Origin of the sequence: Mesorhizobium sp. M1409, assembly GCF_040317535.1 — a bacterium.
Classification (GTDB): domain Bacteria; phylum Pseudomonadota; class Alphaproteobacteria; order Rhizobiales; family Rhizobiaceae; genus Mesorhizobium.
The window spans coordinates 1-22020 of sequence record NZ_JAMYKV010000051.1 but is presented as its reverse complement, the minus strand read 5'-3'; the positions used below and the strand labels follow the sequence as shown (position 1 = coordinate 22020).

Sequence of the window (22020 nt, the reverse complement as noted above, 5' to 3'; positions counted from 1 at the left end):
CGTATCAGGCGCTCGACCATCGTATCCATATCCTCGCCAGCCTCGACGATATCAATCCAGTCCGGCGCAATATCTTCCGGCAGGGCACCGTAAAGTTAACCGACGGCTGATGAAGATGTGCGAACATGGGCCATGTCAGAAGTTGCTCGTGATCCGCTTTATCGTCGCCACCGCTTTCCCGCCGAGATCATTGCGCACGCGGTATGGCTCTACTTTCGCTTTCCGCTCAGCCTGCGCATGGTTGAGGACATGTTGGCGGCCCGCGGCATCATCGTCACGCATCAGACCATTCGAAGCTGGGCGGAGAAATTCGGGCGGCATTTCGCCCGGGAGATCAAGCGACGGTCAGCCGGCTGCCTGGGCGACAAATGGCATCTCGACGAATGTGTGGTGGCCATCAATGGCAAGAAGCAGTGGCTCTGGCGTGCCGTCGATCAGGACGGCTTCGTCCTCGAAGTGCTGGTGCAAAGCCGCCGAAATGCCAAGGCGGCAAAGCGTCTGATGCGCAAGTTGCTGAAGGCTCAAGGGCGGACACCACGGGTCATGATCACCGACAAGCTCCGGTCCTATGATGCCGCCAGGCGCGACCTCATGCCCGGTGTCGAACACCGGTCGCACACAGGCCTGAATAATCGAGCGGAAAATTCGCACCAGCCGACCCGACGACGCGAAAGGACCATGAAACGCTTCAAGTCGGCACGCCAGCTTCAGCGGTTCGTTTCCATCCATGATCCGATTGCCAACCTGTTCCACTCTCCCCGCAATGCGCTGTCATCGGCTCAACATCGAGACCTGCGTAACGCCGCCATGCAAATCTGGAACAAAATCGCGTGTCTCGCCGCAGCGTGACAGCCGTCCCGGCCAGCTATCGCTGCATCAATCCGCTGATAACTTTACAGTGCCGGTTGATACATACGGGTGATGATCTCATGCATCGGACATGATGGCTCCGGCATAGATTTTCGACGGCATGTGTGATGATACTTCCTTGGTCAACCCCCGACGTCGAATGCCTACTTTTGGAGCGGGACACCTCCGACGAGCTTGCATCGCGTGATCGAGCAACCGGGCGATTGGAGCGCGAAACGAATGGGACGCGTCGCGACGTCCCATCGGGCACCTGCAAATCACCAACGGTCTTACGGGCGACGCCGCGCGACGTCGAAGCCTCAAAATGCGTTCGCCTCCAAGGCCATGAGCGAGGCTGCGCCTTCCGACCGGATGGCTGTCCTGGTGCCGATATCCACTATTCTGTAAGATGGTCCATTAACAGGTCTGGAAGCTATCTAAAAATCGATTTATGGGGCGTATTGTCGTATGTCGCAGGCTGGTGTATATGTTCATCAACAGAGCACAAAGTGGGTTAGCGACCCATTAATGGAACAATGCAATGGTCAAACCGACTGCGCGGTCCTTTTCGCGCTACAGCACCCAAGCTGCCAAGCTTCTCGGCCAGTCGATCCGGCTTGCACGCATCGAGCGAAAGCTAACCATTGCGGAACTCGCGGAGCGAACCGGGCTGTCGCGCGGCTTGGTCCAGCGCATCGAGCGCGGCGATATGGGCTGCGCAATCGGTGCAGTTTTCGAGGCGGCGGCCATCCTTGGCATTCGGCTGTTCGATGCGGGCGAGGTGACGATGACGCTAAGGGTCAATTCGAATGAACAGGTCCTGACCCTGCTGCCGCAATCCGTGCGCACACCAAAGAAGGCCCTCAAAGATGACTTCTGACACGCCTCTGGACGAGGTCTATGTCTGGATTTGGCTGCCAGGCGAAATCTCACCTGTTGTGGCAGGGTTGCTCGGGCGTGCCGGCAACACGTTGGTGTTCAATTATGGCCGCAGCTATCTCCAGCGGGACGATGCGATCCCTATCTACCAGCCGGAGCTTCCTCTTGAAGCTGGAATTCTGCCGCTGACCGCCGGACTGTCCATGCCTAACAGTCTGCGCGATGCGGCGCCCGATGCGTGGGGACGGCGCGTCATCGTCAACCGCAAATTCGGCCAGAAGGGCGCTGCCCTGGACGTCGGCCAGCTTGATGAGCTCACCTATCTCATGAGTCCGGTTCCGACCGGGTGGGCGCCCTCGACTTTCAGCGCTCCGCCACGGTCTATGAGCCAAGGCAGGGGAAAGCCGCCTCGCTCGACGAGCTTCTCACGGCCGCCGAACGGGTCGAGTCCGGTGTCCCCATCACGGCGGAACTCGATCAGGCCCTGTTTCACGGCAGTTCCCTTGGGGGCGCCAGACCAAAGGCGATGATCGCGGAATGCGGGGCGAAATACATCGCCAAGTTCTCGTCGCGCACCGACGTCCTCAACGTTGTCAAGGCCGAGTTCGTAGCCATGCGTCTGGCCGACCTAGTCGGGCTCACCGTTGCCCCGGTGCGCCTCGTCGCAGCCGCAGGTAAGGATGTACTGCTGATCCAGCGCTTCGATCGGGTGCATGGCAAGGCGGGGTGGCTTCGAAAGGGTATGGTCTCGGCCCTCACCCTGTTGGCCCTCGACGAACTCATGGCGCGCTATGCTAGTTACCAGGACCTAGCCGAAATCATCCGCCATCGCTTCGAAGCGCCGAGGGCGACATTGCATGAGCTGTTCGGACGCCTGGTCTTCAACATACTGTGCGGCAACACCGACGACCACGCCAGGAACCATGCTGCATTCTGGGACGGATCGACGCTAACGCTGACACCTGCCTACGACATCTGTCCGCAGGGCAGGGCCGGCAACCAAGCAGGGCAGGCCATGCTCATTGCTGGCGATAACCGGCAGAGCCGGTTCGCGGTCTGCATCGCCGCAGCTGCACAATTTCAACTCCATGAGGAAGAGGCCATCACCATCATCGAAAAACAGGTCGATACAGTTCTCAAACAATGGAGCGTCATTTGTGACGAGGCCCAACTGAGCGCCGTCGAACGCAATGTGATGTGGCGCCGGCAGTTTTTGAACCCGTTTGCATTCGAGGGCGCACCCAAACGTCTGTCAGGAATGATCGAGTAGGACAAGGGCGCTTTCGAGGGGAAAACTTCCCCCAAGAATTGCTCTGCCGCAGCCTGCGTCGTCACGACGCGTCATCAGCAGCAAGGGACGGGAGGCGGCAGGGTCATCATTCTTGACCGCCTGTGAAGCAACGGACGCCAGGGCAGCGACGTTCCTCCGCACGCGCCGGAGTTGACATTGTCAGGAAAAAATTTTACGACAGCTGACATTGTGGAGATTCGAATGAGCGACGGTCCGCACAAAAGCCTGCCATTGCGTCCCAAATACAGGCGCGTCGCCGAGTGGGCGTACAAGTCGGCATTCGCTATTCCAGAGGTCTGCGAAGCGGCCGAATCTGCACTCGTTCAAGACGCACACATAGAGCTGCGTAGTGTGATCAAGCAGCTGGTCGAGCTCGTTGAGGGGAGCGATCTTTTTAGCAGGCAACCGGATGAGTTGCAGCGACAGTTGTACGAACTACGTGACGACCCGGCGGTACATCCGTTGGCCGCAAACGCGATTGAATGCATTCAAATGGCAGTCCAACAAGGCTTGCAAGGACGCGATGCGGTCCAGAGCGGGATTGCCACGGCATTGAGCGAGCGTCTGGACGCGAATGGGCGGACGACGGAGGAGCATTATCTAGCCGAGCGCGGGCCGGGTGCAGGTCGCACCATCCGCAATCGCATGGGTGAAGTAAGCGCTGGAATGCACGAGAACGGCTCGTTCACCCGCATTGCTCGTTCGCTCCTCGGTGACGGTACTGTCGCCATCACGAGAACTCCCGCGGTGCGAGGCGGGCTTGATGAGGGAGTTTCCCTATGAAGGTTCTGCAAGGAGAATGCCCTGCTCTCAAAGTTCATGTCATTGAGGCCGGCGGAAAAGCACAGGAAGGCTGGCAACCCGTCGAGATTGGCAAATCCATCATTTTCAACATGAAGGATCTAGATGATTACCGCACGAAGAATTGGGACAGCCGAATCTTCGACACGCTCGTTCTGATCGCCGCGGTGGAATATTGCGACAAGGCCTGCAAACGCTCGGCATGGGGATGGATGCGGAAGTTCCAGTTGGCTATGCCCGTCAATGATCTGGATCGCTGGCAAGATCCCAAAGTCGTAGCGGCGCTCATGTCTGCCCTCAAATTTCTAACTGGCGATGCGTGGAACATATCGTTCTATCAGCGCCAACTCGCTCCCGAGGAAGACGTCGGTAGACAGAGTCGTTTGGAATTTGGTGATACCACACGCATAGTCACGCCGTTCAGCGATGGTCTGGACTCACGGGCAGTGAGCGCATTGCTTTCGGCGGGGGGACGTTCGGATCGATTGATCCGCATTCGGGTGGGGTCAAAAAAGGGCGATCGCCCCCGTCGCGGCAGCCAGAGGCTCCCCTTCCTCAACATTCCCTTCAAGATCAAAGCCGGGCCGGACGGATTCAAAGAGTCCTCCGCTCGGAGCCGCGGCTTTAAGTTTGCCTTTATGAGCGCGACCGCCGCGTATCTGATCGGGACCCATGACATCGTGATGCCGGAAAGTGGTCAGGGGGCGCTCGGTCCATCGTTGGTACAAACCAGCCACGGCTATGAGGACTACAGAAACCACCCTCGTTTTTTGACCAAAATGGAGCGGTTGTTCGCCGCGCTTTTCGAGTACCAAGTCGTGTACCGGCTTCCGCGCTTGTGGAAAACGAAAGGTGAGACGCTTCGCGAATTCGCAGCCCTTCCCATCGAGCCGAAAGAGTGGATCGAGACCCGTTCGTGCTGGCAGCAGAACCGGAATTCCTCCGTAGATCATAAATGGCGCCACTGCGGCATCTGCGCCGCTTGTATGCTCCGCAGACTCAGCTTTCACGCGGCCGGTGTCGACGAGCCGAAAGAGAACTACATCTGGGAAGAGTTGTCTGTTCCTGCGTTTGCTCAAGGAGCTGCCAAAGGGTTCGACAAGATAACGGGGGCGATGGAGCAGTATGCCGTCGCCGGATCTCTGCACCTTGATCATTTGGCCGATTTGAGCTCTTCGCCTGCCCATCGGAAACGCATGAGCCGGCACGCTTGGCAATTGTCCGAAGAACTGGACATGTCGCATGCGGATGCGGAAGGCGAGCTCTTCGGTCTTCTTGAACGGCATAGGATTGAATGGATGGCATTTACGAAAGATCTGGGTCCTAGATCATTTGTTGCTCGGTGGTTGGCTTGACTGCGATGAACGGAGCCGATGATCAGCTCTCAGCTGGGGAAGTAGGCGAGAGAATTCGTATCGCACGTGAAAATGCAGGCAAGACCCAGGCAGACGCTGCCCAGGCTATCGGTGTGGCACGCACCACCTTGGTCGCGATGGAAAAAGGGGCGCGGCGCGCAAAGATTGGCGAGTTGCAAAAGCTGGCACGCTTTCTGGACACCAGCACCAACGCGTTGCTCCGTAAAGAAGCGATCCACGTCGAGCTTACACCAAAATTTAGGAGACTAACCGAAAACGAAGGACAGCCCGTTGCGGCAGCAGCAGACCTGATGGCGCAACTCGTAAGGGCCGAGGTCGAACTCGAGGCTCTCCTCGGTGTCGAACATGTGCGCAATCTGCCGCCTGAAAGACGCATTCTTGCTGGCGACGTTCGTCAGCAGGCAGAACAACACGCCTTGGAACTTCGTCATTGGCTCGGTCTTGGGCTTGCGCCGATCGCGGATATCGTCACTCTGCTCGAACTGCAAATGGGTGTTCGTGTCTATGCGAGGCGTTTAGCGGCGAGAATTTCAGGCTTGTTCGCCTATGATGAAAAGGTAGGTGCCTGCATTCTCCTAAATGCGAACCATCCAATCGATCGCCGCACGCAAACGGCCGCGCATGAGCTTGGTCACTTAGTGGCCACTCGCGGAGACGCAGAAGTCTATGAGATCGATGAACTGGAGAGCTCGCGCGAGGAAAAATATGCCAATACATTCGCAAGAAGTTTCCTGACGCCGGCGCAGGCGGTTCGGCAGAAATTCGCCGAAGTGACGGCAGGTGCTACGAGCCTAACTCGCCGTCATGTGATCGTTCTTGCACATTACTTCCATGTTTCGCGCGAAGCCCTTGTCCGACGCCTCGAAGAGCTGCAACTCACGAAAAAAGGCACCTGGGATTGGTTTGTCCAGAACGGAAACATTACGGATGAGCAAGCGCAACAAGTGCTAGGCGATGTGGCTATAAATGACCATCTGAAGGACGATGCAGGCAGGTCTGTTTCGCTGAGAACAGGTCTGATGGCATATGAGGCGGCAAAGCGGGGCCTCCTCAGTGAGGGTCAAATTGCACGTCTCCTTCGTCTCGATCGGGTCCAGGTGCGCGATCTGCTGGGCGATATAGATGGCGAGGAAAGTGGGGCCAATGCGGCAACCTCGATTCTCCGGTGATCTTCCGTCTCACCTAATTGCTGATGCGAGCGTCATTATTAATCTCAATGCCACCGGCATTGCGAGCGACATAATTCGCTCACTGAACATGACGCTGCGTGCGAGTACAGTCGTAAGGGATGAGCTTATCCATGATCGGATTAGCGGTCGAAATGATGCCGAGCTCGCTCAAGAGTTAGTGCTGGATGGTCTGCTGCAGTTTGCTGAGTTTGACGATGAGAGTGAGGGGGTATTTGAAAGCCTGGTCAGCGGCAGCGCAGCAGTTACTCTGGATGATGGAGAGGCGGCGACGCTGGCTCTCGCGGTGTCTTCTCGAGGGTTAGCAATTATTGATGAACGTAAGGCAGTTCGTATCGCCCGTGATCGCTTTCCTGCGCTCCAGTTGCTCACTACGGCGGACCTGTTGCAATCCGATCGCATCCTTCTCGCGCTGGGAAATGAACGTCTCGCACAAGCCGTCTTACGCAGCTTGAAGGACGCGCGGATGGCAATTGCGGAGTGCCACCATGATTGGATTGTAGACTTACTTGGCGCTCAGATTGGAGAGTGTCGCAGTTTGCCGGCCGCACTGCGTCAAGCATCGGCCCGATCAGTCGATTAGTGTCGCCAGCAGTTTTCATGATCCCAGCACACCGAGAGATGTCGAAACAATTAGTTGGCTTGGACTGTTTTGTAGTCTCTCCATCCCGCCAGCTCTGGCTCCGGGGGAGAAGGGGAGCGTGACCGTTTGAGCGCAAAGTGACGATCAACAGCCTTGCTCCTTTCGGCCTTTGCAGCATTCAAGGTGGAATCGTCTGCTTTCAACTCCGTCAGTTTCCGGATCACCAGATCCCACGTTCCGTGTAGCCTTGGCTCGGCTTTCAAGCACTCATCGAAGAGTTGCTGCGCGATTACTGAACGCACCTTCTCAAGGCTTTCCGCGGAGATGTCGTCGTTGTCCCGCTGAATATTCTCAACGATTTCTGCGATGTCTGGAAAGTCTCTAAACCGCCGAAAAACCTCAAAATCTGCGCCGAGAGATTCCACGACCCTATTGGTCAATTCGGTTCGGCCGAAGGTGTCGACGATGTCGGGGAGATCCTCGAATGCCTCAGCAACCTCAATAACTCTGTCAGCCCAAATTTGAAGATTGCGCTCCAGTCCTCGTTCTAAAAGTGCTGACCAAATCTCTTTCACATAGCTGTTGGTCGCGACCGTGAAATTCAACAACAGATTGAACACGCGATCGAGCGCCGTTTCGGGAACCGCTTGGATCGCGGCCAAAAGTTCGGCCCCGGGATCTCTCATAAGCTCGGCCAGGGCGACCTCGAAAAGTGGGTTCGCCGGGTCGGACGAAAGATCGTTGACAGCCTTGATCCAAAACTTTGTGTCATGGTGATGTGTCCCGTACCACCACAGCGGCTGCGGCCATCCGATGAAGGTGTAGAACGCGGCATCAAATTGTTGCTCCGAGAGCAATATATGTGCCTGGGTGGTAGTGAGGTCCAGGCTATCCCGACCGAATAGCGCGTGCAGAAGTGGCTGAGGAGGATGGCTTGAAGTAAGGACAATCGCACGAAGCCAATACTGGTCTGGCCGAGGTTCGAGAAGTTTTTCCAGAACGGATTTCCGCTCGGCGTCGGCCAGTTTGTCCCAATATTTGATGAGCCACGAGATGAAGACCATCAGCGCCCCGGTGTCGTCAACGCGCAGGAGCTGCTTGATGATAGGCCGGCGGGACTCAACCGACAGAGCCTCTATCAACGAGTCCACGATCGCGAGATCGAACTCACTGAGGTGCGAGGTTTTAAGTCTGTTGACGATCGTTTCCGACCAGCGTCCCAGAAGGGGCAGAAGTTGCTCCCTGCATCCAGAGCGGATCGCTTCCTCCACCACATTTGCAAAACGTCCGTCGATGAACGAGACACTGGCAGGTAGGGATTGAAGAATGTGCGGCATCAACGATGTAAGCAGCTCATAGGGCGGGTTCTTGCCAAAGTGCTCCTCACGATCGAGCAGGACTAGCCTGACGAACAAGACACTGGCGATCGCAGGTGATTTCGCCTGATAAGCGAGAAGGTGGATCAGAGCTGTCCGACGCCCCTCGGTCATTGACGACCAATTTCGTCCCAGTTGCTTGAGGAGAGCAACCGCAATCGATGGCGCCATGTCATCCTTTAGCTTGGCGATCACGACCTCATCATCTTCACGCAAAGTCCGAAACCAGATCCCCACCGCTTCAGCGCGGACCACGGCCTGATCTGCTGCGAGAAACCGCATCAAGGTTTTGAGGCCCATTTCAGAGGGATGCCTTCGGAGCGTGGTGAGGAGACGTTTGGATAGCACCAGATCCAGATCAAGCGTCGCTCCATTTTCCAAGGCGTCGAGGTATGGGAGAATGGTCGACATGGGTTCAGGGTCCGACCAGGAGTACGCCTTGTGAATGAACCCTATGCCGTGGCTGACATCAACGTTGTCGAGATTGACTACCGAGCTTTCAGCCCAGTGCGGGATTTCGTCCGAAAGCTCAGGCGGCAGCTCATCTGCGAAGCTGATGACAAACGAGAGGCTCTCGTCACGGGTAGCGGGAAAAATGGAACGCAAGCCGGCGCGTGCCACTTCGAAGGCTTCCGAAGCGCCGGTCTTGTCGTTCACAGGCAGTAGCGTCCGCATCCAAAACAGGTTTCGCGCCGTCGCAAGCGACACGCGATCAGAAAGACAGGCGATGCTACGAGTGGTTTGCGCCTTCACCTGTTCACGCATGTGACGCGTGTCTCCTTTGAGAAGGGCTTGTGCACCGGCACGGAGGTATGGGTGAGAAAAGAAGCTCAAACTGCCGATCTCATCTATGACACGCCGACGCTGCAAAGCATCGAAAGCTCCTAACTGATCGTCTGTAAATGAAGGCTCCTGGACGTATTGCGGGAGGGGAGGAGCGTCTTTGGAAAAACTCCAGACCCCCAATTTGGGCACCAGACCGGGCTCTTCATCCCCCCCATTGATGATGAACGCCAGGTCCGTATCTGAGGCGCCTGTGGAATTTGTTGTTGCAAGAGCGACAGCCCGCAGCAGGCTCTCGTAGGCCGGACCTTTCTCTGCGAGTTGAACGACGAAATCGAACGCGTCGCTGCGTGCTTGGCGAACAATGTCGGCATCGGAAGCGTTGGCCGGCAACTGCGAGTGAGTCTGTGCAAGGTATACGATCGCGCCTACGTCTCGCAGCTCTTCCCCACTACTGATAAGGGTGTCGATGCGTTGCCTTAGCTCCTCCGGCACGTTTTGTAGCGCTGAAACTGTAGACCAGACGGCACGTGCGAGATCGCGATTGAGCGCTCCAACAACCTTCCATCCGTGAGTGCCAAGAGAACACAGGTCCAGGCTCGTTTGATGTGTGGTTTGCAGCAGAACGGGCTCAGACTGCGCAACGATCAGGCGTCGATTCTTCGGCACGCGCCCGATAAGGCCGCGTAGGCTAGCCAGCGACGCGCTTGCAGCAGCCAGCGGTTCGCGTGACCCCAAGGGATCGTCGAGTACATAAAGCCGCTCGCCACCGGCGGCTTCAGTTAGGAAGCGCTCTGCCTCATCGACATGTTGACCCACCCGTACTTCAAAACCGGCCACCTGAAACGCGCCTGCAATTTCTCGTGCGATCCAAGTTTTGCCTGTTCGAGGTTGGCCGGTGAGGAGGAGGACCAACTGCAAATTCAACACATCGGTGAGATTGCCTTCGCTGCCCCGAAGAAGATAACCCGGTGCCGCGACGTTATCAGGAGCCAGCCGCCGAATGCGGTCCATGATCGGTGCAATGACATCAGACTGGGTTCGCTTTGCCCGCGAGACGATATCGGTAAGATGGGCAACAGCCCCGCGGAGGGATGTTGAATCAATCCTTTGCGCACGCAAAGCGGCCTGCAGCCGGACTTCCACCGAAGCGTCGGTTTCCTGCTCGATTACACACACTCTGGAGAGAACCGAAGCAATCTTCGCGTCCGAAAGACCTTGGAGCGAGGTGATCGTCGCCCGTCTTCCTTTGGCTAGGTTTGAGACCTTGGCTCCGGGGGAGATCAGGTGCGTCGCAAGGAATTTTCCGAAGAAGAGCCGAGCAATCTGTTCTGACACCGCTCGGATTGGAAATGTGTCGTCGTCACCTGCACTCAGAAAAGGCAGAAGCTGATCGTCGCATCGCGCCGAAAGGACAAAAACCGCTTTCCGGTTAGGATCGTTCAATAGCCGTTCGAAGAGGCAGTTTTTCCCACTTCTTTCAGGAAAGTGGGAGAGATATGTTGCAAGATCCTCGAGGGTAGCGATGCCTCCCGCACCCTTGATCTGTATCTCGGCTGTGAGCCGAACGTCACGTGGATCGAGCCAGGTTAATGTGCCGTCTTCGCCGGATTTTGGTTCAACTACCAGCGCAGCGTCCTTCTCTGCGCGAAACCGATGCGCAATTTCTACACACACGAGATCCTGGAAAGCGAACTTCTCGGGCGCAATAATTGCAATTGTCATTGGCCTCTGCGCTTCCTCTACACGTACCCGCAAACGCGTAACTAATCTGGTATGGTGCCGACGTAAACGCCCTCCCGGAACGCCTAATGCCTTTTGATGGCCTTTGCGGCCCATTCTTTACCAAGTTATCGAACTTGACGAGATTTCACATCGAAAGGTGTCCATATTGGTGTCCCCCAGTTGGAACCAGCTCATAGCATCGGGCTGAAGGTGTTCCGCCTGCTCAGTCAGGAGCCGACGGCTTTCCTCGAAACGGCCCAGAAAATTAAGCGCTGTGCCTAGGCAGTAGCCATAACGACCCCCCGTGAGGTCATAGGCCTTGCGATAGCAGCGCTCGGCTTCCTCCCAATCTTCTTCATCTTGCGCCCAATGGCCGAGCCGATCCCAAGGCAGCGCGGCATCCTCGGCATCGACATGTGCGATGTGCTGATCAAAAACCTCTCGAAATGCGGCGTGATGTCCGATGTCCTGGCCTTCTGAGCGTAGGAAGAAGCAAGTCAACAATCGCTCGGCATGCGCACGCCCTATCTCGGGATGGGCCGCGAGGTAGCGATCCCAAAATGCCAGCGCCTGACGCGCATTCTCGACGGACATGCGACCGAATGCGGCGACCTGGCGGGCACACCAAGGCCATATCCAAGGCGCTGTATCTGCCTCGCTCAACAGGCCATTGATCTCGCGGAAAGCGGCTCTGCCATCGCCAAGCATGAACAGGATATTCGCTCGCCATCCCGAAATGGTCGATGTCCGGCCCAATTGCCGCTCGGTAAAGACGACGCAGTCGAAACACTCGAGGGCTTCCTCGTAACGACCATTGCGATGATGATAGTGGGCGAGAGCGTTGTGGGCCTCGGGCAAGTTTGGACTCAATCGCAGCGCTTCACGATACTGGTCGGCCGCGATGTCCTCCATCGCGAGCCGCTCCAGGCTTGTTCCGAGATTTTTGTGGCACTGCGCGGCCATCTCTGGCACCCCGGCGAAATCGGGATCATCGAGCGCAGCCATGTACAGGTTCTTGGCTTCTTCGTCGCGACCGAGGGCCGAAAGTGCATTTCCGATCGTGTAGTGAAGGCTGCCGATCTGGTGTCTGCCGGTGTCGAGCCTCGACCGGAAATGCACCAAGGCCGCCTCGATCCGCTCCATGTCGGGGATTTGATATCCCATACCGAGATTGATTTCAGCCATATAGCAGAAGCCCATGGCGTCATGGTCGGCGCCCAGCACAGCAAGGAATTGCTCGAAGTTAGCGCTGAGGACGGCATCCGCGCCGCTATCGTAGAGCTGCTCGACCAGTTGCCGTGCGACGACTGGATCTTCCGAGACATGGAGCTCCGGCTGGGCAGCTCGCAGCATTCTATGCACGGTCTCGAGCGCGGCAGTCGAGTGCGCTATCCTCCGGTTCCGCGAAATGCGCGCGCCGGCGCGCGCCAAATCCGCCAACCGGCCGAGGAGGTCGAGGGTCAGATCCTCGATGAACGTGACCGTTATCGTTTGCTGTTTGGTCCAGTTCATGCCGCGATGTTCGTAATGTCGCAGCACGGCGTCGACGAAGGCGACGCGCAGCGACTTCGTCGGGGGATGATACGCCACATAGAAGCTGGAGGGCTGCGCGATAAGATAGTTGAGGTTGGTCCGATCGACCGAGATGCTGAGCGATCCGTCCGCATTGAGCGCGCGCTCGGTTCCCTTGAGCTGGACATGCAGCCGGACATTGGTGGGATGGCCGTCCGCGATCACCTCGATCTGGCAATCGGTGCCGTAGTCCTTTCGATCCGAACCCTGGAATACGAAGTCCCTGCTCTGCGCAATCACCGCCAAAAACGCTACCTCGGCCTCATTTTCCAGAGCGTGGTTGCTATCGCGCTTGGGCAAATCATCGAACGGGCTCATCGCATCTCTTTTCAGCATTCCACCGATCACGCATTCGGTGGTTCGGCTATTCCGCCGGTGGCTTGGCTTCGTGTCCAATCAGTCAGACGTAGCGCCTTGGCCCACCTTAGGACGGCTCTGTCAGTTACCTGCAGAACCGTCGCACTGGGTTTGATCAAACCCTTCGTGCGGCCTTGGTCATCCGCCTTTCACGGTGAAATGGCTCACGAACTTCGCCGCCGTCAGACCAAAATGGTCTAGTTGCTTGGCGGTGGTAGCTGCGTCGGTGAAGCCGCGGTTCTCCCCGATGGCAACCGCGTAAGATCTCAGTCGATCGGACAGAGAGTCCAGTTTGTCCTCTGTGATGATTCTCGTCTCAGGATGAAGAGTGGCAGCGTGTTCCGGCTTGGTCTTCATATGCACCATGATCGGTGTTGCCGAGCAGGACTTGTCGTACTGCTTACCGAACCAAATGATCGACCCGTTAAGCTGATTGCAATCATGCTTGGTAATTGCCTTCGCTTTTACGGCGCCGCTCTTGCACTCGATGACAAAGTAGTTGAGGCTCCCGACAGACCAAAGATTATCCGGCCCCTTGCCGAAGTCATCCTCTGGCATCTGCGAACCAAAGCCAAGAAAGGCACCGAGATCCCGCATAGCGCGTTCGAAGCGCTTGCTGTTCTCCTCGCCCCAGTCGAGTGCCTCAACTAGCGCATTTGTCCAGAGGATTAGTTCGTTCTTCTCAAGGAACTTCTCCATAAATTTGCTGGCCGCGACTGACTGGCTATTTTTAGGCGTCTCGAGCTTACTGTACGTGATTCCTTGAATCGGACGAACGAGCGTGCGGTTCAGCTCTACGGCAGCGAGCTGCAGTTCCTGCGCCTCGACCGCATTCGTGTGGTGCACGTATTCCGCGAGCTGCTGCTTTACGTACCCTTTCGCGCGCTTCTCACCGGTCGCATGGACTGCGTCCTGTGCCAGCTTCTGCGCACGATCGAAGCGGCCGAGCCTTGCAGCGTCGAACGCGTCGCGCAGCAGGACCGTGGCATCGTCGATGTGCGCGGCGTCCGGATCTTCGGCATTGGCGATCGCGTCCTTGCTGGCGGAGACCCACTCCTCATCCTGGTCGAGGCATAAATCCATGACGTCTCGGAGTTCGGCCAGCGGCTTGTCTTTGAGCTGCTCGGTCACATCACGGCCGAGTTGAAGCTGCGCGCGCGTCGCGGGCGAAAATAGCGAACGCGCAGCGGGATTGTGCACGCGTTGGGTCAGACGCGATCCTATGAGGAGGACGACACAATGATCCTCGCTGGAACGCACGCCTCGTCCCATTCCCTGTTCGATCCGCTGGATTTGGCGGATCAACGCGCGACGGGTTTCGTTGAGCGCAATGTTCTCACTACGGGCTATTAGACCTTGCACCTCTGGCAGCCCATCTATGATCAGGAGCTCGCACGCCTCGCCAGGGAGATCGACGCCGTCGTACTTATTAACGAAGACCGTTAGGCCCACGTGGCCTGACCGCAGTTTTTCCGTGCCATTTTCGATATTCTCAGCCGTCAGGATTTGGTCCGCGACGTCGTCCCAATATTTCGATCGCTCCTTAGAAGGCACGATGACGCTGACATTTATTTTTTCCGCCTTCTGGGCGGCAAGTTTCTTTATCTCGTCCACCGTGATCTTCGGGTTGATTTCCTGGGGTGCGAGGATCATGCGATCGCCGATGTCGCCGCCGCTCTTCGGGCGGATGGGGTGACGTATGTCTTCCGGAATGGCTTGGAAGTGGCTGACAAGGATTCCGTCGTCGGCTAGCGTGGCGGTCATGTAAATGCGCCGTTCCGCCTCGGTAAACGCCGGGATGTTGTCGATCGGCAAAAAGCGCGGTGCGATCTCAACAGAACCACCACCAAATGCCGCCTGGCACAGCGGCAGGACATCTCGGATCAGCGGCCAAGGCCACTTGAGATCTTCATCGTGCCGGTGGGGATGGAGGATCGCAGCGACCTTCTTCTGCTTGTCCTTCCAAGCCCAGAAGGGGACGTTCATTATCGCCGTCGGGTCTTCGGCCTTTACGTCGAGGAGCAAAGAAGACGACTGCTGTTCAAGGTCGTCCTCAAACAACGCAAACAGTTCGTCATAGGCTTCGTGGCCTGACGTCAGTCTGATCTTAAACTGGTCCGCGACCGTCGCGAGACAGGCGTGAGCGTCGTCTATGACGACCGTGCCGATCCGAATCTTTGCACCCTCATTGCCAACGCCGAATTTGGATTTGCCGTTCACCAGCTTCCACACATTGATGACAAGTATCGAGTCGCCCGCGAGGAAGGCTGCATCCGAGAGGTCTTCGGTCACCGAGACCCCTAAGGCCTTAGCCTCAGCCATAACTTGGCTGACCAGGAAGTTGTCCGGGACCACGTAGACCCCCGGGCCCTTGCCTTCATTAAGGCTGCTTTGGAGACAAAGAAGCCCCACAACGGTTTTACCTGAACCAGTGTTCATTTTGAGTGTGACGCTCGCCTGATCCCTGCTGGCGAACCAACCGTCCAGGACGTCCCCCTGTTCATCCGAAGGGCGCTTGAAGCGAGGATCGCGCTTAAGTGTCGTGAAGATCCGGCGCGGGTCGATTTGCTTCTTGGAAGCATTTCCGGCCTTCAGTTTTCCAAAGTCTAGTGCCACGAACATTCCTTCTTATATTTCCGGCAAATCACGACCCAGCGGCCGCAAAGTATTAATTGGTATGCGGCGCCCGTCAACGAATTGGAGACAAAATTCCACTTTGGATTGACCGCCTCCTGCGAAGCAGCCTACAACACGTTCAGCTCGGCTAGATCGGTCTCGGTCTTGGTCAGGATCAACTTGAAACAGGCGTCGCAACATCGCCTGCCTGTCGAGTAGGCCGTCCCCAATTTAGGAATTTCGATACAGTGGATTCCTGCCACCAAGTCGTCGCCGCAACGGTAGCACTTCGAGAGCCGGGTGACCGGCACCCGCTTCGGACGGCCGTTCGTTCCGCCGATCAACGATGGCGTTGGACCTCTAGGACTGGACTTTGTCATACTCCGCCTTCGCCTTTCGAACGCGCCGCGCCAAGGTTTGGAGCAGATCGTCGAGGTTATCGATAACCGCTCTAAACTCTTCCGTTGTCGCAGATTGACGATCCTTTCCAAGCCGCTTTTCGATCTCCTTATTTACCATCATTAACGCGCACACATAGTTATTCTTACCGGTCAGGCGCAGCGTTCGATACTTATAGACCATCTCGGTGCCGGCCTGCGTCAGGCCGACATGATTGAGGAGGATGTTCGCCAGTCGCTTGGCCTGCTCCTGCAACCGGCGACGCCCCTCTTCCCATTCACGCTGAGGCTGAACGGCAAAAGGCTCCACGGCTGCGCCCTTCCGCATCGGGGCTTGCTGAGCAATCCGGACCATCTCCTCGGCTTTGCTCGGGTCGAGGCCAAGAAGCTTCAATCGCTCACGAATATCGTCTACGATCTGCGCGTCTTCCACCGAGGTGAAGTCCTCCTCCCACAAGCTCTCGACGATCTCGTTGTGGACCACGACCTTGTCGCCGGCACGCAGTCTGGCCGTACCATCCAAAACAGACTGCGGAATTTCCGGCTCGTCACCGCCGATAACCCTGTCCCAGAAAGCTTGGTCGTCGTTTTCGAACTGCTTGAATTCCTTCAGCCGCTCATCGAGGTTCATACCTAGGTGGGTTACAATATGACCGACGTTTGTCGGGATGTCCCGGATCGTTCTGCACGACCACGCGCATGATCCGGCCGACAAACTGGATGTAGGGCGCGAGCGACCGGAAGGGGCGAAAGATGGCCGCCACACTCAGCTTGGGATGGTCAAATCCCTCGCCCAACATCTGGACCTGGATGATGCAGTCCAGTGACCCATTTCGCAGGTTGGCGAGAATGGCCTGCTGTTCGTCGTCGCTTTGCTTGCTATGGATTACGTCCGCGCTGAAGCCGCGTTCTTGATAGAGCGACCGAATTTCTCGAGCATGGTTGATCGAGCAGGCGACAGCGATTAACTGATGTTGGGTCCCGCTCTGACGGAGTTCCTCTAGCTTTTGAAGGCTGCTGTTGACGATGTGCTGGTTGCACAGCCGCGCCAGCGCCACACCCCGGCTGAACCAATCCTCCTCTTTGAGTTTCATGACTTCTTCGAGAGTGTAGATCTTGCCCCGGGCGTCTGAGAACCCCAACTCGATCGTGGACGGCGGCCGCGCCGCGCCGCACTCTGCTTGAACGTCATCCAGACCGGAGAGACAAAGCCCCTCGCGACCGCCTCCGACCACAAAAGCAGTGTATAGTACCGTTTCGAGGCTCGCAAGATCATCGTGCGCATCTTCGAAGAGGCGGGCCTGCTGGACAAGGTCGAGCCGCATAAGCACACGGTTCCCCATGGCGACCGCGGCGGCGTGCCGATCGAGCCCAGGCTGACGGAACAGTGGTTCGTCGTACCGCGCAACTGGGAGAGCACCTATTTCAACTGGCTGGAAAACATAGAGCCGTGGTGCATTTCCCGCCAGCTTTGGTGGGGTCACCAGATCCCGGCATGGTACGGACCGGATGGCCACGTCTTCGTCGAGAAGACCGAGGAAGAGGCGCTGCAGGCGGCGATCGAATATTATCTGGCGCTGGAAGGGCCGTGGAAGGCCTGGGTCGAGGACAAGCTCGAGAATTTCCAGCCCGGCGAAATCCTGACCCGTGACGAAGACGTGCTCGACACCTGGTTCTCGTCGGCGTTGTGGCCGTTCTCGACGCTCGGCTGGCCGGATCAAACTCCGGAACTTGCACGCTACTATCCGACCAACGTGCTTGTCACCGGCTTCGATATCATTCCCTTCTGGGTCGTTCGCATGATGCAGATGGGTCTGCACTTCATGAAGGACGAGAATGGCAAATCTATCGAGCCTTTCGACACGGTCTATATCCATGCGCTGGTGCGCGACAAGAACGGGCAGAAGATGTCGAAGTCGAAAGGCAACGTCATCGACCCGCTCGATCTCATCGACGAATACGGCGCCGATGCGCTGCGCTTCACGCTGACGGTGATGCGGCGCAGGGACGCGACGTCAAGCTCGACCCGGCGCGTATCGCCGGCTATCGCAATTTCGGCACCAAGCTGTGGAACGCGACGCGCTTCGCCGAGATGAACGAGGTCGCGCGCAACGACGATTTCTGGCTGAACGACGCCAAGCTCGCGGTCAACCGCTGGATCCTCACAGAACTGACGCGGGCCGCGCGCGACATCACCGACGGCATCACCTCATACCGCTTCAACGAAGCGGCGGGCGCTGCCTACCGCTTCATCTGGAACCTGTTCTGCGACTGGTATCTGGAACTGCTGAAGCCGGTGTTCATGGGCACCGACGAGGCCGCCAAGGCCGAGAGCCGCGCCTGCGTCGCCTTCGTGCTCGACGAAATCTACAAGCTCCTGCATCCGATAATGCCGTTCATGACCGAGGAGCTGTGGGAACAGACGGCGGGCGAGGGCAAGGAGCGCGGCTCGCTGCTTTGCCATGCCGCATGGCCGTCGCCGGACTTCGAGGACGCGGATGCAGCCGCCGACATCAACTGGCTGGTCGACCTCGTCTCCGGCATCCGCTCGGTGCGTTCGGAGATGAACGTGCCGCCGGCGGCGATCGCGCCGCTGGTCGTGGTTGGCGCCAACGATGTGACGCGTGAGCGGCTGGTTCGCGAGGATTCGGCGATCAAGCGGCTGGCGCGGGTCGGCGACATCTCGCTCGCCGATACAGCCCCGAAGGGCTCGGCGCAGATCGTGCTCAACGAGGCGACGATCTGCCTGCCGCTTGGCAGCCTGATCGACCTATCTGCCGAAAAGGCGCGTCTCGAGAAGGCGATTGCAAAAACCGAGCAGGAGACCGCTCGTATTTGCGGCAAGCTTTCGAACGAAAAGTTCGTTGCCAACGCAAATCCGGATGTGGTCGCCGCCGAACGTGAGCGTCTCGGCGAACTGGAGGGACAAAATGCCAGCCTCAAGCTTGCGCTGGCCCGGATCAGCGAAGCGGCCTGAGGAAGACGCTAAATTCAAAAGTTGGCACGCGGCGATAGTCGCGTGCTGTTGCAGTCCCAGGCTCCGCCAGCACAGGAACAGCGGTTTTCCTTCGTTTGTCATGGACAGTTCGACACGGCAGCTTCAATCCTGGAGCAGTCGATGTGTCCTCTGCAGTCGTGTTTTATAAACAACTCGCGGCGGCTCGGCTGTCGATGCTCTTCAAGGCGGGCCGATCGATCGCACTCGAAGCCTGTTGTTCTTCTCCGCCACTGACCGTCGAATCTTGGTGGCTCGTCCGCCTCCGCCCCGCACCATTTGAGCGCGACAGGTAAGCGATCGCTGATGTCCCAGATATGTGCAGGCCGGGCTTCAATGACGGGGATGGCGAAAAACTGAGTGCTCGGGCTTGCGGGCCGAGCTTGTCGGCCGCTCGATGGAAAGTGTCATCTGAGGCGGGGACTCTGCCGCGTGCAGCTGGAAGACTTGTTCGTCCAGTTCCTTGTCTACTTCCGTGAGACGATGATTGAGGCGAAGGTAGTCTGTCCAGGTCGGCGTGCGGAACGTTTCTGTCCATTGCATAGGCTTCTGAAGGTTGCGCTGGAGCGTCCAGTTCCGCGCACCGACACGGCTGTGTACATGACGCCGCTGCCGCATGAGGTCGAGGAAGGCCTCGAGATTTCTCTCGGCGATCAGGTATTCGACCTTGACCACGATCGGGCCGCTTCTCGGCTTCAGATTGAGAGCGACAGCTGGGGCGTCGAATTCGCCCAAAGGATCGGGTTCGGATTCGCGGCGCTCGCGAAGAGGAAACAGAACGCCGGCTGCGGCGACGAGCAACAGGGCTGCAGCGGAGCCCTCCAGCGCCCAGGTCAGCGAATGGTTCTGGGAAACCGTGCCCCACACCCAGCTGCCGAGCGCGATGCCACCATCTATCAAAGCATAGTAGATCGAGATCGTGCGCCCTACGACCCAGCGCGGGCTCGCCAGCTGCACGCTCACACCGACCCCGGACCAGGCGGTGACCCAGCCGGCGCCGCCCAAGGCGAGTGCAATTGCCGCCACCGCAATCGACGATGTCATTGCCAAGGAGAGAGAACACGCCGCGCAGGCGACGCAGGAGAGCCTCATCAGCCTTTCTTGCGACAAGCTCCGTCTGAACAGGCTGTTGGAGAGGCCGGCGAAGACGGCACCGGTGCCGAAGCCGGCCATGAGCGCGCCATAGGCGAGCGGGCCTCCTCCCAACTGGTCGCGGACAACCACCGGCAGCAGCGCGAGTATGGCGATGCTCGCCAGGCCAAAGAGGGTTCCGCGCGCGATCGCCGCCTTGATTTCCGATGACATCGCGGTGAAGCGCAGCCCATCATAGATCGCCGTCCTCATCGGCTCACGCGGCAGAGGCGAAGAACGAACCTTCCACTTGCAGCGCCATATGGTGGCCAGAGGGACCAGGTAGGTGAGCGTGGTCACGGCGAAAGCCGTCATAAGCCCAAACGAGGCAACCACGATGCCGCCGAGTGCCGGGCCCACGGTCCGGACGGTGTTGAAGCCAACAGAAAGCAGGGTGACGGCAGCGGGAACATCGCGTCGGTCCACGATATCGCCGACAGACGCTTGCCAGGCGGGATCGTTGAGAGCGCCACCAGATGCGATCAAAAAGCAGAAGCCGAGGATCATCCACGGATTGACAAAGCCCAGCGCCACGGAAGCGGTCAGCATCGCGGAGGCAATCACCATAAGACAGCGACCGGCGAACATGACCCGGCGCCGGCTAAGATTGTCGGCGAGAACTCCGGCGAACACGGACAAAATGAAAGCGGGCAGGTTCGATGAAGCCTGCACCAGCGCAACCATCAGATCGGAAGTCGAGATCGTCGCCATCAGCCAGCTGATGGCGACAGTCTGCATCAACCAGCCGAGAGAAGAGACCTGGGTGGCGAGCCAGATCGAACGAAAGGTCGGCTGCAAAAGTGGCCCAAAGGTCGTTGGTGCAGCCAAATCTTCGTTTGATCCAGCCACCCTACTCATTTTGCGAACCTTTGCTTTCCGTTATTGCCGTTTCCCATGTAATCTAGGCTGAACCGTGGCGGCTGGAAGAATAGATGGAACCCATTTGCCTCCGACAAATGTGGCCACAGTTGCTCCTGACCAGTGGTCGGGGCGGCCGAGACGCAGACGTGGGCCAGCTCACTCACCTTCGACGACATCACCTGGGTGAAGCCCGGATTCATGCTTGTCGTTTGACGCGCCATGCTTCATCAACGGGCACTTTGCTGAGCGATGCCTTTTCGCGAAACGCTACCCTGTTTTTTCGCTGAAAGCTCGCTCACCAACGGCGTTCGATGCGTTGAGTGTGGCTTGGGAGAGTGAGGACGCTTGCAGATCTTTGACAGGATCGATTCCCTGATAGACGCAGGCGATTGTCGGGCCGCGATCCAAGAGGCGCGCGCCTTGCTACTTCAATTCGAACAAAGGTCCGATGCGCTCACACATGCGATCGACGACTTTCTGCTCGATCTCATGACACTGGCTTTCATTGTTGAATGTTATGGACGCGGCTTTGAACTTCTGGCGCGAACGCTTGCCCGTAGAAGACTGGCAAAGGTCAGGCTTTTGTCGGAAGGGGTCAATTCTGCCAGGGAGAAATGACACCCAAAGCTTGCTGGCTGAACCGGCGATCGCGCCGCGTTCCACACAGTGACGAAGGCAATCAACGACGTTCGGCCGCCAAAAAAATAGGGCCATCGGTAAACCGAGGCCCTTTAGGTGTGAAGGTCAAAACCTTCAGAGGGGAACAGCTGATACGATGGAATGGGAGGAAACCATCGCGTGCATCAGCTGTAGGCTTAATGGCTAAAAGTTGTGCAATGCGCAAACACGTTTTGTGCAATGCAGCTATGCAAGAACGGAGAGGGTCCCTCTCCACCCCCAAAATTTGGTTTGAATGTTTGTGCTGCTCGCAGGTGCTGATGAGGGAGATCCTGACGCTCGTGCACCTCCGGCAGGAGCAGAGACGATCATCGCTCGATCGGCGGTTTCGATCTCGAATGTGAGGGTCAGCGCTTCGGCGGGGAGCTACCGTTACAGCACCATGCCGATGCGGACCGGCGTGGGATTACGATATCGAGCTCCCCACGACCGTGACGCCGCTTGGGCCGTCCCGCCCTCGAGCCCGCCCTCGACGATCTAGCCCGTCTTATTCATGACGGATCTGGGTTTGTTTGCCGCTGAGCGGCGGACAGGTGGCGGCTCGGCGTCTTTTTCACCGCGG

General features: G+C 57.8%; 15 protein-coding genes and 1 pseudogene. 9 read left to right on the top strand and 7 right to left on the bottom strand.

The features are described from left to right. Nucleotides 1-132 precede the first annotated feature (132 nt). The 7 genes from NKG99_RS28850 to NKG99_RS28820 all read left to right on the top strand — a co-directional run bounded on the left by NKG99_RS28850 (nucleotide 133) and on the right by NKG99_RS28820 (nucleotide 6966). Nucleotides 133-849, top strand: a complete 717-nt coding sequence (locus tag NKG99_RS28850; RefSeq protein ID WP_352872527.1) for an IS6 family transposase — start codon at nucleotides 133-135, stop codon at nucleotides 847-849. Nucleotides 850-1390: 541 nt separating this feature from the next. Next, nucleotides 1391-1729 carry a helix-turn-helix transcriptional regulator gene (locus NKG99_RS28845; protein ID WP_352608044.1) on the top strand — a complete coding sequence of 113 codons (339 nt, stop codon included), beginning with the start codon at nucleotides 1391-1393 and terminating at the stop codon, nucleotides 1727-1729. A 345-nt stretch (nucleotides 1730-2074) separates the two neighbouring features. Continuing rightward, nucleotides 2075-2998: a type II toxin-antitoxin system HipA family toxin gene (locus NKG99_RS28840; protein WP_502913097.1), complete on the top strand. Its 924-nt coding sequence runs from the start codon at nucleotides 2075-2077 to the stop codon at nucleotides 2996-2998. Between the two features lie 222 nt (nucleotides 2999-3220). Continuing rightward, nucleotides 3221-3802, top strand: a complete 582-nt coding sequence (locus NKG99_RS28835) for a hypothetical protein (RefSeq protein WP_352608040.1) — start codon at nucleotides 3221-3223, stop codon at nucleotides 3800-3802. Beyond that, nucleotides 3799-5175, top strand: coding sequence for a 7-cyano-7-deazaguanine synthase (locus NKG99_RS28830; protein WP_352608038.1), 1377 nt, complete (start codon nucleotides 3799-3801; stop codon nucleotides 5173-5175). Before NKG99_RS28835 ends, NKG99_RS28830 begins: the two co-directional genes overlap by 4 nt. A 5-nt stretch (nucleotides 5176-5180) precedes the next feature. Then, entirely contained in the window at nucleotides 5181-6365 is a 1185-nt protein-coding gene (locus NKG99_RS28825) for an ImmA/IrrE family metallo-endopeptidase (protein ID WP_352872545.1), read from the top strand. Next, complete coding sequence (locus NKG99_RS28820; RefSeq protein WP_352872526.1) at nucleotides 6340-6966, top strand: PIN domain-containing protein; 627 nt, start codon at nucleotides 6340-6342, stop codon at nucleotides 6964-6966. The genes NKG99_RS28825 and NKG99_RS28820 overlap by 26 nt, the downstream gene beginning before the upstream one ends. Before the next feature lie 50 nt (nucleotides 6967-7016). On the opposite strand, the gene NKG99_RS28815 is transcribed toward NKG99_RS28820, so the two are convergent. The 6 genes from NKG99_RS28815 to NKG99_RS36025 form a co-directional block, all read right to left on the bottom strand. Then, on the bottom strand, nucleotides 7017-10850 hold the full coding sequence (locus tag NKG99_RS28815; RefSeq protein ID WP_352872525.1) for an nSTAND3 domain-containing NTPase: 3834 nt from the start codon (nucleotides 10848-10850) through the stop codon (nucleotides 7017-7019). Between the two features lie 117 nt (nucleotides 10851-10967). Then, complete coding sequence (locus NKG99_RS28810) at nucleotides 10968-12740, bottom strand: DUF4365 domain-containing protein (protein ID WP_352872524.1); 1773 nt, start codon at nucleotides 12738-12740, stop codon at nucleotides 10968-10970. A gap of 177 nt (nucleotides 12741-12917) precedes the next feature. Further along, nucleotides 12918-15395, bottom strand: coding sequence for a helicase C-terminal domain-containing protein (locus tag NKG99_RS28805; protein ID WP_352872522.1), 2478 nt, complete (start codon nucleotides 15393-15395; stop codon nucleotides 12918-12920). Between the two features lie 360 nt (nucleotides 15396-15755). Continuing rightward, nucleotides 15756-16424 carry a hypothetical protein gene (locus tag NKG99_RS28800; protein WP_352872521.1) on the bottom strand — a complete coding sequence of 223 codons (669 nt, stop codon included), beginning with the start codon at nucleotides 16422-16424 and terminating at the stop codon, nucleotides 15756-15758. Continuing rightward, nucleotides 16411-16887 (bottom strand): DEAD/DEAH box helicase, encoded by a 477-nt coding sequence (locus tag NKG99_RS28795; RefSeq protein WP_352872520.1) that lies wholly within the window; start codon nucleotides 16885-16887, stop codon nucleotides 16411-16413. The genes NKG99_RS28800 and NKG99_RS28795 overlap by 14 nt, the downstream gene beginning before the upstream one ends. Then, complete coding sequence (locus NKG99_RS36025; RefSeq protein ID WP_502913096.1) at nucleotides 16884-17069, bottom strand: ArdC-like ssDNA-binding domain-containing protein; 186 nt, start codon at nucleotides 17067-17069, stop codon at nucleotides 16884-16886. Before NKG99_RS36025 ends, NKG99_RS28795 begins: the two co-directional genes overlap by 4 nt. Here NKG99_RS36025 and NKG99_RS28785 point away from each other — a divergent pair. Then, nucleotides 17047-18770 (top strand): annotated as a pseudogene (locus tag NKG99_RS28785) (class I tRNA ligase family protein); the annotation flags it as partial. The gene NKG99_RS36025 and the pseudogene NKG99_RS28785 overlap by 23 nt on opposite strands. A 351-nt stretch (nucleotides 18771-19121) precedes the next feature. Here NKG99_RS28785 and NKG99_RS28780 read toward each other — a convergent pair. Then, nucleotides 19122-20777, bottom strand: a complete 1656-nt coding sequence (locus NKG99_RS28780) for an MFS transporter (RefSeq protein ID WP_352872519.1) — start codon at nucleotides 20775-20777, stop codon at nucleotides 19122-19124. A gap of 348 nt (nucleotides 20778-21125) precedes the next feature. Between NKG99_RS28780 and NKG99_RS28775 the strand changes: the two genes are divergently transcribed. Next, nucleotides 21126-21398, top strand: coding sequence for a hypothetical protein (locus NKG99_RS28775; RefSeq protein WP_352872518.1), 273 nt, complete (start codon nucleotides 21126-21128; stop codon nucleotides 21396-21398). Nucleotides 21399-22020 lie beyond the last annotated feature (622 nt).